A 16,681-nucleotide genomic window follows, 5' to 3' on the forward strand; every position below is an offset into this window, starting at 1 on the left:
CGCCTATTTCAAGCTATTGAAAATAGGGGAGGGGTTCAGGTATTTTTTAGGGGAGATTCTGAAGTGTTATCTGATTATTTCCATATGTTTAAACTGTTTAGCAAAGGAGTTAATATTGCGAATTAAACAATTAAAGTGTTGTTTATTGCAGTTGATTATTTGTTTGATAAAGGTTATCGCCAAGCTATCTTTGTATCGTTTTGTAGATGTTTTTCGGTCAATTCTGTTTTTTTGCTTAAGCTCTTATCTGAAGCGAATAATCTTTAGTATTTGTGGATTATCAGTCTTTGAATCGTTGGTAACTTTAGTAACTGGTACAGCGTCCAGCAAGTTCGCTGCTCGTTGCTGATGACCTTCCCAATTGGATTGTTGTGTGCGCAAAGCCTGTGCAACAACAGTAATAATCTCAACTCGTGTAATTAAAACCTCGATTCGCAGGAGAATGTTTGTGGCATCTAGTATGACGGATGCGGCTGTAAAAGCGGCGATCGCGGCGGTAGAGTCAGAATCTGCCACGCTGGTTGAAAAAATTGAAATGTTGATTGAATTGGCAACCGAGTTTCAAAAGAAGCCAAAGGACGTAGAACCCCTCTGGCAAGCCGTGGAACTGTATCGGTCTGCAATCACCTTAAGTTCCGATCATCCGCTGCTATGGGCGCGGGCACAAGCAGGCATGGGGACTGCTCTGCGAAGCATTCCCGACGATGGGACTGATTTGCTGTTACAGGCGAGAGATTGTTACCAGACGGCGTTGCCCGTATTGCAAGAACACGCTTCTTCAGAAGAAATTGCCGAAGCTGAAATGAATTTGGGTCTGGTGTTGCAGTCGTTGGTGTCGTTTCATCAAGCCCGACTCGTGGATGCCATTCAAGCCTATCAACGGGCGTTGCGCGTCTTTACAGGAGATGCCTATCCACAAGAGTTTGCAATTTTGCAGAACAACATTGCGATCGCTTACCTGTCGATGCCGCTCTCGGCTGAAGGAGACGATATGCGACAGGCAATGGCAGTGCAATCTTTTCGGCAGGCGTTGGAGTGGGTTACGCTGATTGACCATCCCAGTGAATATGCAATGCTACAGAACAATTTAGGGAATGCATTGCAGTATTTACCCAGTACTCATCCCGTTGAGAATAATGTGCAAGCCTTGTTGGCATACGATGAAGCTCTGAAAGTGAGAACGGTTCACGATACGCCATTAGAATACGCCAATACGATTGCTAATAAAGCAAATGTTTTGTTGAATCTACCAGATGATCTAGAACATCCAGAAGCCGGAAATCCGAACTGTTTGAGTCAGGCAAAAGCATTGTTTCAAGAAGCGGCAGTGATTTTTGAGCGGTATGGACGTTTCGATCAAATGCGGACCATTCAACAAACGTTGGAAGAGATTTCAATCTCGTAAAACTACAACATAGGAGATTCTATGAATCAGATCATTCAAGAGTTTTGGCACGATCCACTCGTTCAGGATTTGGTGTCCAGTTTTCTCAATGGGGAGATCAATATTGCAACCGGGTTGCTCTGGTTGGCGATCGCCATTCCCTTTGCGATTGCAGGTGGGGCGATCGGTGGAGTTTTGTTAGCAGGCAAAGATTTAGGGTTTCGCTTAGCGGCAATGATTGGTGGTTTGTTTGGTCCGGCAGCAGTTATTCCGGCAACAGTATTAGGGCTGTTGGCATTGCGGATTGGTTAGGGGTAGTGGCAGGTTTTGCAACAAACGTGTTGCCGAGTTTGATTTGATCCTAATTCAATCTGCCAATACAACATTTCTCAAATTTAACTCGTTTGTATTTCTGGAGAAGTCATGCTAGAAGTTGGTTGGTTTTCAACAAAGTTACTCCTTAAGGGCAAGCTGTTACAAAATCCCTGGTATTTCACGCGAGAAATGGCGATTGGGATTATGGTCAGCTTTGTGTTAATCATTGGGTTGGATAAACTGGGCGCAAATTTGTGGGTGACGATTTCACTGGCGGCATTTATCACTGGATTGATCATGCCGTTCTTACTGAAGGATGTGAAGATGCAATAGCGATCGCACCTCTAGCCTATCAACAAGCATCAGTAACCGGGGAGTCGGGGGTTTTCAAAATCTCCGACTTCTGTAATCCAATCAAAATTTTTTTAGGAGATGGTAATGGTTCAGGCTCCAGCCTCTCAATCCATTCATCAACATACATATCAGAATACAAATCAAAATACTGAAAACACAATAACTGAGCCGCAACTCGAAGCACTGGTGAATGACATTCATCATTACGAGACGATTATTAGTGCGTGGGATGAATCTCAACAAGCAACGATATCAGGATACAAACGGGCGATCGAAGCCTTACATCGAGAAGCATTCGTGCGGTTAATTCGCAGTGTAAAACAAGAATCGATGTCTGCGCTGCGTCATGCCGTTGAAGATGAAGTAGTGTATGGATTGTTGCGTTACCACAACTTAATTAAACCGCCTGCACCACCGTTAGAACAACGAATTGAATTGGCATTAGCGGAGGTTCGTCCCGGTTTGAAAGGTCACAATGGTGATGTAGAACTGGTGGCAATTCATCCCCCTGACACCGTTGAGGTGCGGTTGATTGGAGCCTGTAGCCATTGCCCAGCATCTAGCCTGACGCTGACCCAGGGGGTTGAAGAGGTGATCAAACGCTATTGCCCCGAAATCAATCGAGTGATCGCAACAGAGACAACTCAACTCTCAGCGCATACTGCTTCTCAAATCAGCCCCTTTGTCAGTCACCATCCCGGTTGGTTGGAAGTCACCGCTCTGGCAGAAGTGCCACAGGGCAGAGTGTTGGCAATGAAGCTGGAAGGCAAATCCTTATTGCTTACTCGCATCGGTTCAGAAGTGGTGTGTTATCACAACGCCTGTAGCCATTTGGGAGTGCCACTCGATGGCGGAGAGATTGAACAGCAAATTTTGACTTGTCCTGATCACGGGTTTCAATATCGCCTTGCCACAGGGGAATGTCTTACCTCGCCGCAAACACCGCTTCAATCCTATCCGGTTGAAGTAAGGGACGGGCAGGTTTTTGTACAGCTTGGTTTGTGAGTGGGGAGCGTGATCATGCAAGTTCGTTTATCGATGACCGTTCCAACCGATCGCCCTTTGTTGGAATCTGCTTCAACCCCTTTAGCGGCTGAGGCTGAGGTGATTTTGGGGCGATCGCTCTCTGATTCGATTTTGCCGATTCCCCTTGCGCCCAGTGCCTCTAGCATGTTTGGCCCCCGTGGGGTGTGTCTGGTTGCAGAAGCAGGTCCACTGTGGGTGGCAGATACAGGACATCATCGGCTGTTGGGTTGGCGATCGCGCCCTACTTCTGATAATCAAGCGGCGGACTGGGTAATTGGACAACCGGACTTTGCTCAGGAAGGGCAAAACGGGAAAGGGGCGATCGGTGCAGCAACGGTCAGTGTGCCAACGGGGATCTGTGCGACGGAGCGAGGCTTAATTGTTGCCGATGCCTGGAATCATCGGGTGCTGATTTGGCATACGCGCCCAGAGGCACATAACGTTCCGGCGGATGTGGTGTTGGGGCAGACCGATTTCTGGCATGGGGAGCCAAATCGCGGCGATTCAGAAACTGCTGGCGATCGCCTCCACTGGTGTTATGGCGTGTTCTACTATCAAGGCAAATTGTTTGTCGCCGATACGGGCAATCGGCGGGTGCTGGTGTGGAATCAACTGCCGCAAGAAAACGGGCAACCTGCGGATCTGGTCTTGGGGCAACCGAATTTCACGAGTCGTAATGAGAATGGGGGTGGCAGTCCGACCGCAGCGAGTTTGCGCTGGGCACACGGCATCACGGTGTGGAATGGCAATCTGGTGGTCGCGGATGCGGGCAACAACCGCATGATGATCTGGCAGGGTATTCCCACTGATAACAACACTCCCTGTGTTGCTGTGTTGGGACAGGAAAACTTCCAGGATGCAGAACTGAATCGGGGTGTGTATGCTCCTACGGCTGCTAGCCTCAATATGCCCTATGGCGTTACCGCAACGGAGGATTGGCTTCTGGTAGCAGACACCGCCAATTCGCGGTTATTGGGCTGGAAGTATCGCGCTGACTTGCGATCGCTCCACGGTACACCCGCCGATGCGCTGGTCGGTCAATTTAATTTTCATAGCAAAGGCGAAAATCGGTCTTACGGAATGCCCTTGCGGGATAGCGTTTGCTGGTCTTATGACATTCAAGCCTGTGGGAACACGGTGGCGATCGCTGATTCCGGTAACAATCGCGTTTTACTCTGGAGGCTGAAATGACGCTCAGTCTCAATCGCCTGTCTGCATCGTTGCAAGCGGTTTCTGAAGAAGTTGCAGAGACTATTCGCATCACTGGAACCGTTCAGGGAGTTGGGTTTCGTCCAACCGTGTATCGCTTGGCGAATCAGTATGGCTTGCGTGGTGAAGTTCTGAACGATGGCGCGGGGGTCTTGATTCGAGCCATTGGTACGGAAACCGCATTGGATCACTTCGTACAACAACTCCAGGTTGAATGCCCACCGTTAGCGAAAATTACGGCGATCGCTCGTTCTCCTCTAAGCGCAGCATCCTTCACGGACTTTCAGATTGTCGAAAGTGTTGCCACTTCTATCTCTACGGAGGTTGCACCGGATGCAGCAACCTGTCCCAATTGCGTTTCTGACACACTCGATCCCTTTAGTCGTTGGTATCGCTATCCGTTTACCAATTGCACTCATTGCGGACCTCGCCTCAGCATCATTCACACGATTCCCTACGATCGCCCCAACACCAGCATGGCACCCTTTCCCATGTGTGTGGAGTGTGCCGAAGCGTATCATGACGTGAGCGATCGCCGCTTTCATGCTCAACCTGTTGCCTGTCACAAATGTGGACCCAATGCCTGGTTAGAGCGGACAGATGGAAAGGCGATCGTGGCAGATATGTTTTCCATGATGGATGATGTGGATGCAGCCTGTACTCTGATCCAACGCGGTGAGATTGTTGCCATCAAGGGCATCGGCGGCATTCATCTGGCCTGTGATGCGACCAACGAAGTGGCAGTGCAGAAACTCCGCCAGCGCAAACGTCGCTACGATAAGCCTTTTGCACTCATGGCGCGGGATCTCACCATTATCGAGCAATACTGTGACATTAGCCCCGTAGAACGAGAACTGCTGCAAAGCCCTGCTGCTCCCATTGTGCTATTGAAGGTAAAGCAGGAATCGACCCCGACTCCCCACTCCCTACCCCCTATTGCCCCACTGGCTCCCTCCCTGGCTCCTGGACTCTCTACCCTCGGCTTCATGCTGCCTTATACGCCTCTGCATCATTTGATGTTGCGGCGGATGAAACGTCCGATTGTTCTTACCAGTGGCAATTTGAGCGATGAGCCGCAATGTATTACCAACGATGAGGCACGGCAAAGGTTAGGGGCGATCGCTGATTTTCTGCTGCTTCACAATCGGGATATTGTGAATCGAGTTGATGATTCGGTGGTGCGAGTGGTCAATCATCAACCGCAGATTTTGCGACGGGCACGCGGGTATGCACCTGCTCCAATCCCCTTACCTGCCGGATTTGAGCAGGCTCCCGACCTGTTAGCCATGGGTAGCGAGTTAAAGAGCACTTTTTGTTTACTTAGCAATGGACGAGCCGTTCTCTCGCAACATTTAGGCGATCTGGAAAATGCCACGGCGTTTGCAGCGTATCAGGACACCTTAAATTTGTATCTTGACCTGTTTCAGCATTCACCGGAGGCGATCGCGATTGATCAGCATCCTGAGTATCTTTCCACCAAACTGGGACGAGAGTTTGCTGAGGAAAAGTCGCTACCGATTCACTTGATCCAGCACCATCACGCCCATGTTGCCGCTTGCATGGCAGAGAATAGCATTTCCTTAGAAAGTCCTCCTGTGTTGGGAATCGCCCTGGATGGCTTAGGGTTTGGTGAGGATGGAACCCTCTGGGGCGGTGAGTTTTTGTTAGCAGATTATCGACAATTCCAACGTGTGGCACGCTTAAAACCTGTGGCAATGTTGGGTGGGAGTCAAGCGATCTACCAACCCTGGCGCAATACCTACGCTCATCTCATGTCTGCTTCAAGTTGGGAAGAATTGCACGCAACGTATAGCGATCTGGAGATTATTCAATTTCTGGAACAACAACCGCGATCGCTCCTGGATCAAATGCTGCAAAAAGGGATTCATTCACCCTTAGCTTCCTCTGCCGGACGGTTGTTTGATGCGGTTGCAGCGGCGATTGGTTTAAGTCGAGAAAAGGTTAGTTATGAAGGTCAGGCAGCGATTCAATTAGAAGCCTTGATTCAATCCCATGATCTGGAGTTGGCAAAGATTTCACCCTATTCATTCGATCTGCAAACTGTTCAATTAAACGATCAAACGTTGCTTGAATTAGATTCGCGATCGCTCTGGTCTGCGTTACTTCAGGATCTACAACAATCTACACCTTCAGGACTCATATCAGCGAAGTTTCATCTTGGTTTTGCGAATGCGATCGCTCAACTGGTTCAACACCTCAGTCACTCGTATGGATTCACTCATATTGCACTGACAGGAGGTGTTTTTCAAAACGAAATTCTCACTCATGCCGTTCAACAGCAACTCTCAATAATGAACTTCACCGTCCTGACGCATCATCGTGTTCCTCCTAATGATGGGGGTCTATCTCTTGGACAGGGGGCGATCGCCGCTGCCCGTTCTCTATTAACTTAAATCGATTCCCGTTTCAAGCCATATCACAAATCGCCCCTACCTCACTCCCTACTCCCTATCTTTCACAAAAGGTTATTAACATGTGTTTAGGAATTCCCGGTCAAATTGTCGAAATTACGAGTGCTGAACAGAAGTTGGCGATCATCGATGTGGGGGGTGTGAAACGACAGGTGAATATTGCCTGTATTGTGGACACCGATCATCCCGTTGAATCCTGTGTCGGAGATTGGGTGTTAGTGCATGTGGGATTTGCCATGAGTCGAGTCGATCCCACAGAGGCAGCAGAGACGTTGAGTCTGTTAGAAGAACTTGCCGAAGTGCATCAAGCGATGGCAGCGAGTGGATTAAATTAATTGGGAAGACACATCATGAAGTATGTCAGTGAGTATCGCGATCCTCAAAAAGTAGATGGCGTATTACAAGAAATTAGACAATTGGGAGAAGCTTTAACAGCCAAGAAAGAACGACCCATTAAGTTGATGGAAATTTGTGGCGGACATACTCATGCTATTTTTAAGTATGGGTTAGAAGACTTACTTCCGCCCACCATTGAGATGATTCATGGTCCCGGTTGTCCTGTCTGCATCATGCCTAAAGGACGATTGGATGATGCGATCGCCATTGCCGAAAATCCCAATGTCATCTTTACCACCTTTGGCGATGCCATGCGGGTTCCCGGTTCCAAACATAGCTTGTTACAGGCAAAGGCAAAAGGGGCAGATATTCGCATGGTGTATTCGCCGTTGGATGCACTGCAAATTGCTAAAGTGAATTGCGATCGCCCCGTTGTCTTTTTTGCAATCGGCTTTGAAACAACGGCTCCCAGTACGGCATTAACGGTTCTGCAAGCAGCAGCGGAAGGCATTGAAAACTTTAGCTTGTTTTGCAATCACGTTCTGGTTGTGCCTGCGTTAGAAGCCCTGCTGAGTAACCCTGATTTGCAGTTGGATGGCTTTATCGGTCCGGGGCATGTCAGCATGGTGATTGGCACAGAACCGTATCGGGTGATTGCTGAACGATACCGCAAACCGCTTGTCGTATCTGGGTTTGAGCCTTTAGATCTATTGCAATCAATCTGGATGGTGTTGCAGCAGTTGGTAGAACAACGCTGTGAAGTGGAGAATCAATACGCCCGATTTGTGCAATCCGAGGGAAACCCTGTCGGGTTGGATGCTATGCGGCAAGTATTTCAGGTACGAGAAGCGTTTGAGTGGCGAGGCTTGGGTGACATTCCCCAATCTGGGTTGAAGATGCGCCCCGAATACGCTCAATTTGATGCAGAGGTAAAATTCACCTTGCCCCATCGTCAGGTTGCCGACCATAAAGCCTGTGCCTGTGGCGAAATTCTCAAAGGGGTGAAGAAGCCCTGGGAATGTAAAGTATTTGGCACTGGATGCACACCAGAACACCCGATTGGAGCTTGTATGGTGTCTTCGGAAGGAGCCTGTGCGGCGTATTACAAGTATGGTCGATTATCGTTAGAATCTCCTGCTAAAAAGCAGCCTTTGCGTCAGGAATTGGAGATGAGCACGTAGGGTTAAGTTGCTTAGTACTGCTATTCGCAAGTAGGGTTTGGAAATAAAACCAGGGGGGTGTGGGGCTGCGCCCCAGCCAGGGGTTCCACCCCTGCACCCCAAATTCCCACCCCTATTTACGACGAGTTGTACTCAGGCAGACGGGTAAAGAGACGATCGCTATCACAAATCACTGAATTATGACCTTAACGACAAATTCATTAAAGACAGATCCATTTCACATCAAACAATCGCGCCCCTGCCGTTCTCCCAAAGTGCGCGATACTGAAATCACGCTATCTCATGGCAGTGGCGGGAAAGCGATGCGCGACTTAATCGAAGATATTTTTGTAGGAAGTTTTGCTAACCCTGCCCTAACGCCGCTCGAAGACCAGGCACGGTTTAATTTGGCGGATCTGATGCAACTGGGCGATCGCCTCGCATTTACTACCGATTCCTATGTCATTGACCCGCTGTTTTTTCCGGGTGGAGATATCGGCAGTCTGGCGATTAACGGCACGGTGAACGACTTAGCGGTCAGTGGGGCAACTCCGCTATACCTGACCTGTAGCGTCATTCTAGAGGAAGGGCTACCCGTTGAGACGCTGCGGCAGGTAACCCATTCGATGAAGAATGCGGCGATCGCGGCGGGGGTACAAATCGTCACAGGTGACACGAAAGTAGTGCAACGCGGTGCAGCGGATAAGCTTTTCATCAACACCGCAGGAATTGGGGTAATTCGCACCAACGTTTCGATCTCAGCCAGTCAACTCCAACCGGGGGATGTGGTTCTGGTGAATGGCAACCTGGGCGATCATGGGGCTACGATTTTGTTGGCACGCGGTGAACTGGCGTTGTCCACGACCCTTCAGAGTGACTGCCAACCGTTGAATGGTTTGATTAACGCAGTTTTAGAAGTATGTCCTCAGGTGCGAGCTATGCGAGATGCCACACGCGGCGGATTAGCCACCGTGCTCAATGAGTTCGCCACCAGTTCTCAAGTTGGCATTCGGATTCATGAGGAAAATCTACCGATTCATCCAGAAGTCAATGGAGTGTGTGAACTGCTGGGACTCGATCCGCTGTACCTTGCCAATGAAGGTAAATTGCTTATTGTTGTGCCGCGATCGCACGCTAAAACCGTCCTCAATGCCATGCAAAACCATCCTGCTGGGCGGGAGAGCCGCATCCTTGGCGAAGTTGTAGAAGCCCCTACGGGAACCGTTTTACTGAAAACAACCTTTGGTACTGAACGAGTAGTGGATATGTTAGTCGGGGATCAATTGCCCCGTATTTGCTGAGGAATGCAGAATGCACGAACTGGGAATTACACAAAATATTGTGGCGATCGCGGCGGAATACGCTAATGGTGTTCCTGTGAAGCGAGTCACCTTAGAAGTGGGTAAACTTACCGCCATTCTGCCGGATGCCATTCGATTTTGTTTTGATGTCTGCTGTCAGGGAACGATCTTAGAGGGTGCAGAGTTAGAGATCCTCGAAAAACCAGGTCTAGCGCGTTGCCGTCAATGTGGCTCAGAAGTCGCGTTAGAGTTGCCCTTTGGGGTGTGTCATTGTGGCTGTCAAGATCTGCAAATTATTCAAGGGGAAGAACTCTCCATTAAAGAATTAGAAACGGAGGATGTATGTGTGTAACGTGTGGTTGTTCCGATGATAGTCAGCCGACGATGACCAATCTTCAAACAGGTGTGGTAGACATCCTGACTTCTTCTCAAACTCACCCGAATGAACATTCACATGTGCTTGAAGATGGCACTGTTGTGACTCATACTCATGCTCATACCGATTCTAAATCTGATCACTTAAGTAGCGATCATAAACATAGCGATCGCTCTCATTTCTATCATCACTACCACACTGATGATCATCATTCTGATCATCATCATTCCTCATCCAGCACGGTTGCTCAACTTCATGCCACCATGCATGGAAATACGATCGCTCTTGAACATAAGATCCTAGCCAAGAATGATTTGATTGCGGCTCAAAATCGCAGTTGGCTTAAGGAACGCAACATTCTTGCACTCAACTTAGTCAGTTCTCCTGGCTCAGGGAAAACAACATTACTGACCCGCACAATCACAGATTTACAACATCAACTACCGATTTCTGTCATTGAAGGCGATCAGGAAACAGCAAACGATGCCCAACGGATTCAGGCAACGGGATGCCCGGTGATTCAAGTGAATACTGGGACGGGATGCCACTTAGAAGCCACCATGATTGAGCGAGGCTTGCAAGCCCTCAACCCCCCGATGAACTCCCTGCTAATGATTGAAAATGTGGGGAATTTAGTGTGTCCAGCGTTGTTTGATTTGGGGGAATACGCGAAAGTTGCAATTCTTTCTGTCACTGAAGGCGAGGATAAACCGCTCAAGTATCCTCATATGTTCAAAGCCAGTCAGGTGATGATTCTCACCAAAATCGACCTGTTACCCTACGTCAGCTTTGATGTCGATCGCTGCCTTGCCTATGCCCGTCAGGTCAATCCGGCGATCGCGATTTTTCAAGTCTCTTCCACCACTGGAGATGGTCTAGAAGACTGGTATTCCTGGCTGCGAAACTTTAGCATGGCAAAGTGCTGAGGGTCGTGGATTTAATAAATCTGCAAACTGTACGGGCGGGTTTAGCAGACCCATCTGTGCCCTGTTATAGATTTGACAGCAAAACCCGCCCTTACCAACTATCGAGCTTATTTAATTTCCATTCCTAAAAATGCTCACGTCTCAGCATTGGCTGCTATCGTGCTCTAATACTTTGGGTGATGTGGCAAAAATAGGTTGATGGTAAGGTAGACAAGTTTAAGCTCTTGGGCTTAGTTTTCTCTTGCCCACCTAATTCTCATTCGATGGTCTAGCCGTGGCCACACGCGAAGGGTGGAGGTGAGGCAGGAAGCTTTCCAGCGTAAGGCTTGAGCCATTGCCTCTGCCTGAAGCTTTCTGACCAAAGCTTATTTTTTTGGGATTTGCCATGATTGTTCTTGAAGCCCACAACCTGAAGAAGTCTTACATCGAGAAAGGACGGACGATCGCTGCTGTCCGTCAGGTGTCTTTGAGTATCTCAGCAGGAGAAGTGCTGGCATTTCTGGGTCCCAATGGAGCAGGCAAGACCACGAGCATCAAAATGATTGCTGGGCTGATCCGACCGGATGAGGGTTGGGTGAGAATCGTCGGTCGCGATCCACATCACAATCCGCAGGCGTTGCGATCGCTAGGTGCGGTTCTGGAAGGAAATCGTAACGTGTATTGGCGGCTGACAGCAGAGGAGAATCTGGAATACTTTGGGGTGCTGCGTGGGCTTGACCAGCGAACTGCCCGTCGGCGGGGACGAGAACTGTTGGAGCGGTTTAGCCTCCTGGATAAGCGACAAACCGTTGTGCAATCGCTCTCGCGAGGAATGCAACAAAAGCTTGCCATTTCGGTTGCCCTCATGCATCAACCCCAACTGTTGCTGTTAGATGAACCGACATTGGGACTGGACGTTGAGGCAACTGAGGATGTTAAACGCTTAGTGCGGGAAATTGCGGCTGAAGGGTGTGCTATTCTGCTGACGACGCATCAACTGGCGATCGCCGAGGAGCTTTCCGATCGGGTCGCCATTATCAATCGCGGAGAAATTGTCGCGGAAGAGGCAACGGCAGATCTGATCCAACAGTTTTCGGGCAGTGCGTATTTGATTGAAACAGAGGGGGCGATCGACGCAGACCGCGTTCATAAATTACAAACCATCGGTGTGACATTAACTGAGGATAGGGTGATTCACGTCGCAGAACCTACGCAACTCTACGCTGTACTGGAGATCTTGAACCCTCTGCCACTGCTCCATGTGCAGAAAGATCAGGCAAATTTGACGGACGTGTTTTTGAAACTGGTGCGAGAAACCCGCGATGTTTAAACTCTTTCTAGCCGAACTGAAGCGCAATTGGATCACGCTCAAACGCTATTCAGCAGAGGCGATCAGTGGCGTGATTGGAATTACGATTGTTTTTTACGGGCTGTTTCTCAGCTTTCAGTATGTGGGAGGTCCCAGTGCTCAATTTGGCGATCGCTTAGATTCTGTGATTGTTGGCTATGTTCTGTGGTCACTCACGCTGTTCATCATCAGTGATATCGCTCAAGGCTTGCAGCGAGAGGCACAGACGGGCACTTTAGAGCAAATTTTTCTCTCTCCTTTTGGTGCGACACGGGTATTTCTGATCCGTGCCCTTGCCAGTCTGATGACTCAACTCACCCTTAACGTCAGCATTCTCTTGTTGATCATGCTGCTGACAGGTAGCCGTCTGTCGTTCCCTCCAGTGTTGTTACTGCCGCTTGCGAGCCTGCTTCTGGGTGCATATGGTCTGGCTCTGGGGATGGGATCGCTGGCACTACTGCTGAAGCAAGTCCAACAATTGCTGGGCATTTTTCAATTCATGCTGTTTTTCTTGCTGTTGGTGCCGATCGAAAGTTGGGCTGGTGGATACAGACTGTTAGGATTGCTTTTACCAATGGCACCGGGAGCCGGATTACTCCGCGAATTGATGGCGCGTGGGCAAGCCCTGGACGTTGCCCAGTTTTTAGTGGCACTCCTCAATGGAGTAGTCTACTTTGGGCTGGGGTTGGTTGCTTTTCGCTGGGCAGAACGCGAAGCGAAACGCCGAGGTAAATTGGCTGGATATTAAACAGGGATGGGTCAGGATAGGCGTGAGCGACGACAAGTTGTAAAGCTACGGCTATGCAGAAGTGTTATAGCAACCGAGGGATTGGTTATACCGATTTAAGAGAGTTTTATGGGCAAATTAGCATTGGGGGGAGGTTTGGCACTGCAAACCTGTACAAGCATTCGTCGCCTTCACAATTCAAATTGGTCTTAGGACGGGGTGCAGGGGTTCCACCCTTGGCTGCTGCTGTGTATCCAGTCCTCTGCTTCTTTCCAGATCAGGTGCTAGGTTGATTCAGGTATTTGAAAACCAGGCATTGGGAGGAGTCTCCCCCAACCCCTCTAGCAGAAGGTGTTTCAGTTTACCCATAGGCGCGCTTCGCATCGGCTCCAAGTACGGGTACTTCTGATCGGGTCAAGACCTTTGGCAAGGCTCAAAGTCCCCCCTTTAAAGAGGGATTTAGCAGGGTGGTTTCGTACAAGTGAAGAATTTTTGCTTCGCCCCCCTTAGCCCCCCAAAATTGGGAGGAAAATTGGTCTGAAGTCCCCCAGAGTTGGGGGATGTAGGGGGCAGATTAAGGCAATTAAACTCCAATTCACTTTTCTTTGTGTATATGAAACCACCCTGCTTCTAATACCAATTTGAATTGGCTTCGCTGCACATGATTCCGTAAGGGCGTTTCGCGAAACGCCCCTACCCAGTGATCTGCCACAATCAAACATTAAATCGGTATAAAAAGGAATTCAGGGGGATCGTGCAGAAAGTTGTCATCTCAACTGAGATCTGTGTACACGGTAGCCCTCGGCTTGGGGGCGCAAGCCTGCACATCCCCTTATATTAACGGTCTCAACAGTTGCTATCAGTGTGACTGCCAGCATCGTTAAGATTCATATCAGTAACGTTTTGTATAAATTGGGGTAAGCGATCGCACACAAGCCGTTCTGGTTACCATCCAGTGTGGAGTAGCAAACCTGCAATTCGACGCGCTCTCTTGACAAGCCTGATGAGGGTAGGGTAGACACTTGCTACAGGTAACTGAATACATTGAGTAGGTGAGTATGTTGGAGCTATCTTCTGAAGACGATGCATTAATGCAGCTAAATGCAGCGATCGCTGAGCTTCAGCAGCAAATCACCTATTTACAGCAAGAAAATATGTTGCTGACATCAAAGTTAGAGACTCAAGAGAGCCAACTAAAAGAATCTCAAAATCACGTTATAGAACTACAAGAAGCATTGGAACGGCTAGCAGCGTCAGAAGAACAGTTCCGAACGCTATTTGAAATCAGTGGCGAAGGGCTTTTCTACACAGAGGTTGATCCCCCCTGCCCAATTGATTTGCCTATCGATGAGCAATGTGAATGGCTTTATCAAAATATTCGAGTTGCAAAGGCAAATCCAGCATTTGCCGCAATGTATGGCGTTGAGAATCCAGATGAGTTGATTGGCTTAAAGAATTCGGATGTTCATGTCGAGGGTTCAGAGAAAAATACAGCCTTTATTCGCACTCAGATCGAGAACGGCTATCGCATTCGCAATTACGAAACTGAAGAAATCGATCGTCAGGGTCGCCGCCGATACTTCCTTAACAACGGGGTTGGTATTATCAAAGAGGGTTATGCGATTGGTGCTTGGGCGAGTCAGATTGACATCACCGAGCTACGAGAAACTCAGCATGCTCTCCTTGAGACTGAACAAAAACGTACTACAGAACTAGAGCAAATTAACCTGGAACTCCGGCAAACCCTCGAACAATTAGCTGAATCAGAAGAACGGTTTCGGATGTTATTTGAGTTGAGTGGAGAAGGATTCTATTACATAGAAATCGACCCTCCCTGCCCAATTGATCTTCCGATCGAAGAACAATGTAAACGGTTATATCGTGATATTCGGGTGACGAAGGCAAATGCTGCATTTGCTGCAATGTATGGTGTGGATGACCCAGAAGAAATGGTTGGTACCAGAAATGGTGACGTTCATGTTCCTGACTCAGACAAGAATGCTGCTTTCATTCGGGAAACTATCAAAGATGGGTATAGTGCTAAAAATTTAGAAACTGAGGAGATAGATAGACAGGGACGATTACATTACTTCCTCAACAATGGTGCTTACACGATTAAAGATGGTTACTTAGTAGGTGGTTGGGGAACGCAAGTTGATATTACAGAGTTAAAAGAAACGCAACAAGCTCTCCTGGCAACTGAACAAAAGCGAGTTGCAGAATTAGCCAAAATCAATGCAGAAATTCTAGAACGAGAACGTGAAAAGGCAGTTCTATTGTCCATTAGTCAAACCATTGCCACGGTTCGTGATAGGTATGACTTACTTCAGTTAATCATTAAACAAATCAAGCCCCTATTTAACTTCTACGACTGTGCTATTCCCTTAATTAAAGATGGGAAATACTTCTGTCGCTTATCTGATTTGACCCTCAACATGAGCAATCCGACTGCAAGGAATTATTTGTATGAAGTGGGATTCAATTCAGAAGCTGGAACTTCACTTCGTAGCTCAGGCCTTCAACGGTTGATCAATGAAACTGAAGCAACAGGGCGTCCCCTGATCGTGGAATATGAGCAGGATTGGACGGGCTATTCTGATGCTCATCTGCTAGAGGCTTATCAACATTTGGGGTATAAGGAAGGACTGTTCGCAGTTTTGAAAGCCAGTGGTGAGGTGCTGGGGTGTTTTGTGATTAATTCTCTAGAAAAATCCTTCTTCCCACCTGAGCAATTCACCCTATTTCAAGCAGTTGCCGATCAAGTTGCTGTGGCGATCGCCAATATGCAGGCAAACGAAGCTGTTTTAGCTCATGAAAAAGCATTACAGCGGATTGAGCAAGAACGGGCTGATGAACTGGAGCAGCGAGTTCAAGAACGAACAGCTGAACTAGAGCAACTCTCTGCTGAATTAGAAGAGCGAGTGCAAGAGCGAACACTCCAGCTAGCGCAAACTGTTGCCCGACTGAATGAGGAAATTACGACCCGACAACAAATAGCGGGTGAAATTCATGACACGCTTGCCCAAACGTTTACTGGAATTTCTGTTCAGCTAGAACTCGCTCAATTTCTGATGCACCAAAATTTAGCGGAGGTTGAAACAATCCTCGGTCGCATTAGCGAACTAACTCAAATTGGACTGACAGAAGCGCGGCGTTCTGTTTGGGCATTGCATTCTACCTCTGACGATTATGCTGACTTAGAGCAAAACCTTTCGCGTAGTGTTGAGAGAATGACTCAAGGAACATCGATTGATGCTGAAATCACTATCTCTGGAACGCCTTATCTTCTCCCTTCCTTTATTGGTAAGAACTTGCTACGCATTGGACAAGAAGCAATCACCAATGTTCTAAAGCACGCTCAAGCAACTCGTCTATGGGTTGATGTAACCTACCTGGATAACGATGTCGTTCTCTGTATTAGAGACAATGGTTATGGCTTCTTGCCTCAGGGCACGACCAATGGGTTTGGTCTAATCGGGATGTCTGAACGTGCTGACCGTATCAATGGACAACTAACGATTACAAGCCAACCCGGTAATGGAACAGAAATTTTAGTGCGGGCTTCTGCAAGAGGGAACCAATCCTAGCCTGAGTTTGGGGTAAGAATTTTGGCAGTTAAACTCGCTGAGTTCAAGGGTTGCCTGCTAAACCTACCGTATGCGATCGCGATCATTCAAATTGGATATAACCTGCCCTCAAATCAATTCGGATAATCCTTAAAGATGGGTTAAAGCCTTTGTGATACCGATCTAATGTTTGATTGTGGCAGATCACTGGGTAGGGGTGTTTCGCGAAACGCCCTTACGGA

The 16,681-nt window shown here is 48.3% G+C and carries 14 protein-coding genes; all 14 read left to right on the plus strand.

The genetic code is table 11. From position 1 onward, the window contains the following. Positions 1-448 precede the first annotated feature (448 nt). The 14 genes from H6G89_RS29775 to H6G89_RS29840 all read left to right on the plus strand — a co-directional run bounded on the left by H6G89_RS29775 (position 449) and on the right by H6G89_RS29840 (position 16,460). On the plus strand, positions 449-1,405 hold the full coding sequence (locus H6G89_RS29775) for a hypothetical protein (RefSeq protein WP_190513594.1): 957 nt from the start codon (positions 449-451) through the stop codon (positions 1,403-1,405). Between the two features lie 21 nt (positions 1,406-1,426). Next, positions 1,427-1,696 (plus strand): hypothetical protein, encoded by a 270-nt coding sequence (locus H6G89_RS29780; protein WP_190513595.1) that lies wholly within the window; start codon positions 1,427-1,429, stop codon positions 1,694-1,696. A gap of 111 nt (positions 1,697-1,807) precedes the next feature. Continuing rightward, positions 1,808-2,032: a hypothetical protein gene (locus tag H6G89_RS29785; RefSeq protein WP_190513597.1), complete on the plus strand. Its 225-nt coding sequence runs from the start codon at positions 1,808-1,810 to the stop codon at positions 2,030-2,032. Between the two features lie 105 nt (positions 2,033-2,137). Further along, on the plus strand, positions 2,138-3,058 hold the full coding sequence (locus tag H6G89_RS29790; RefSeq protein ID WP_190513599.1) for a NifU family protein: 921 nt from the start codon (positions 2,138-2,140) through the stop codon (positions 3,056-3,058). A gap of 15 nt (positions 3,059-3,073) precedes the next feature. Next, on the plus strand, positions 3,074-4,270 hold the full coding sequence (locus H6G89_RS29795; protein ID WP_190513601.1) for a hypothetical protein: 1,197 nt from the start codon (positions 3,074-3,076) through the stop codon (positions 4,268-4,270). Further along, positions 4,267-6,702, plus strand: coding sequence for a carbamoyltransferase HypF (gene hypF, locus H6G89_RS29800; protein ID WP_190513602.1), 2,436 nt, complete (start codon positions 4,267-4,269; stop codon positions 6,700-6,702). Before H6G89_RS29795 ends, hypF begins: the two co-directional genes overlap by 4 nt. Before the next feature lie 80 nt (positions 6,703-6,782). Next, positions 6,783-7,055 (plus strand): HypC/HybG/HupF family hydrogenase formation chaperone, encoded by a 273-nt coding sequence (locus H6G89_RS29805; RefSeq protein ID WP_190513604.1) that lies wholly within the window; start codon positions 6,783-6,785, stop codon positions 7,053-7,055. A gap of 15 nt (positions 7,056-7,070) precedes the next feature. Beyond that, a complete protein-coding gene (hypD, locus tag H6G89_RS29810; RefSeq protein ID WP_190513606.1) occupies positions 7,071-8,237 on the plus strand; it encodes a hydrogenase formation protein HypD in 1,167 nt (388 codons plus the stop codon). A 179-nt stretch (positions 8,238-8,416) separates the two neighbouring features. Beyond that, positions 8,417-9,517 (plus strand): hydrogenase expression/formation protein HypE, encoded by a 1,101-nt coding sequence (hypE, locus tag H6G89_RS29815; protein ID WP_190513608.1) that lies wholly within the window; start codon positions 8,417-8,419, stop codon positions 9,515-9,517. Between the two features lie 10 nt (positions 9,518-9,527). Continuing rightward, on the plus strand, positions 9,528-9,869 hold the full coding sequence (gene hypA, locus H6G89_RS29820; RefSeq protein ID WP_190513610.1) for a hydrogenase maturation nickel metallochaperone HypA: 342 nt from the start codon (positions 9,528-9,530) through the stop codon (positions 9,867-9,869). A 32-nt stretch (positions 9,870-9,901) separates the two neighbouring features. After that, positions 9,902-10,819, plus strand: a complete 918-nt coding sequence (hypB, locus tag H6G89_RS29825; RefSeq protein WP_242060181.1) for a hydrogenase nickel incorporation protein HypB — start codon at positions 9,902-9,904, stop codon at positions 10,817-10,819. Positions 10,820-11,204: 385 nt separating this feature from the next. Continuing rightward, complete coding sequence (locus H6G89_RS29830; RefSeq protein ID WP_190513615.1) at positions 11,205-12,128, plus strand: ABC transporter ATP-binding protein; 924 nt, start codon at positions 11,205-11,207, stop codon at positions 12,126-12,128. After that, positions 12,121-12,894, plus strand: a complete 774-nt coding sequence (locus H6G89_RS29835) for an ABC transporter permease (protein ID WP_190513617.1) — start codon at positions 12,121-12,123, stop codon at positions 12,892-12,894. The genes H6G89_RS29830 and H6G89_RS29835 overlap by 8 nt, the downstream gene beginning before the upstream one ends. Before the next feature lie 1,037 nt (positions 12,895-13,931). Beyond that, on the plus strand, positions 13,932-16,460 hold the full coding sequence (locus H6G89_RS29840) for a PAS domain S-box protein (protein WP_190513619.1): 2,529 nt from the start codon (positions 13,932-13,934) through the stop codon (positions 16,458-16,460). Positions 16,461-16,681 lie beyond the last annotated feature (221 nt).

It is taken from the genome of Oscillatoria sp. FACHB-1407 (genome assembly GCF_014697545.1).
Taxonomy (GTDB): domain Bacteria; phylum Cyanobacteriota; class Cyanobacteriia; order Elainellales; family Elainellaceae; genus FACHB-1407.

Excerpts from the sequence above, each read along its gene's own strand:
- H6G89_RS29780 (WP_190513595.1), top strand. The coding sequence starts at position 1,427 with ATGAATCAGATCATTCAAGAGTTTTGGCACGATCCACTCGTTCAGGAT.
- H6G89_RS29785 (WP_190513597.1), top strand. The coding sequence starts at position 1,808 with ATGCTAGAAGTTGGTTGGTTTTCAACAAAGTTACTCCTTAAGGGCAAG.
- H6G89_RS29790 (WP_190513599.1), top strand. The coding sequence starts at position 2,138 with ATGGTTCAGGCTCCAGCCTCTCAATCCATTCATCAACATACATATCAG.
- H6G89_RS29795 (WP_190513601.1), top strand. The coding sequence starts at position 3,074 with ATGCAAGTTCGTTTATCGATGACCGTTCCAACCGATCGCCCTTTGTTG.
- hypF (WP_190513602.1), top strand. The coding sequence starts at position 4,267 with ATGACGCTCAGTCTCAATCGCCTGTCTGCATCGTTGCAAGCGGTTTCT.
- H6G89_RS29805 (WP_190513604.1), top strand. The coding sequence starts at position 6,783 with ATGTGTTTAGGAATTCCCGGTCAAATTGTCGAAATTACGAGTGCTGAA.
- hypD (WP_190513606.1), top strand. The coding sequence starts at position 7,071 with ATGAAGTATGTCAGTGAGTATCGCGATCCTCAAAAAGTAGATGGCGTA.
- hypE (WP_190513608.1), top strand. The coding sequence starts at position 8,417 with ATGACCTTAACGACAAATTCATTAAAGACAGATCCATTTCACATCAAA.
- hypA (WP_190513610.1), top strand. The coding sequence starts at position 9,528 with ATGCACGAACTGGGAATTACACAAAATATTGTGGCGATCGCGGCGGAA.
- hypB (WP_242060181.1), top strand. The coding sequence starts at position 9,902 with ATGACCAATCTTCAAACAGGTGTGGTAGACATCCTGACTTCTTCTCAA.
- H6G89_RS29830 (WP_190513615.1), top strand. The coding sequence starts at position 11,205 with ATGATTGTTCTTGAAGCCCACAACCTGAAGAAGTCTTACATCGAGAAA.
- H6G89_RS29835 (WP_190513617.1), top strand. The coding sequence starts at position 12,121 with ATGTTTAAACTCTTTCTAGCCGAACTGAAGCGCAATTGGATCACGCTC.
- H6G89_RS29840 (WP_190513619.1), top strand. The coding sequence starts at position 13,932 with ATGTTGGAGCTATCTTCTGAAGACGATGCATTAATGCAGCTAAATGCA.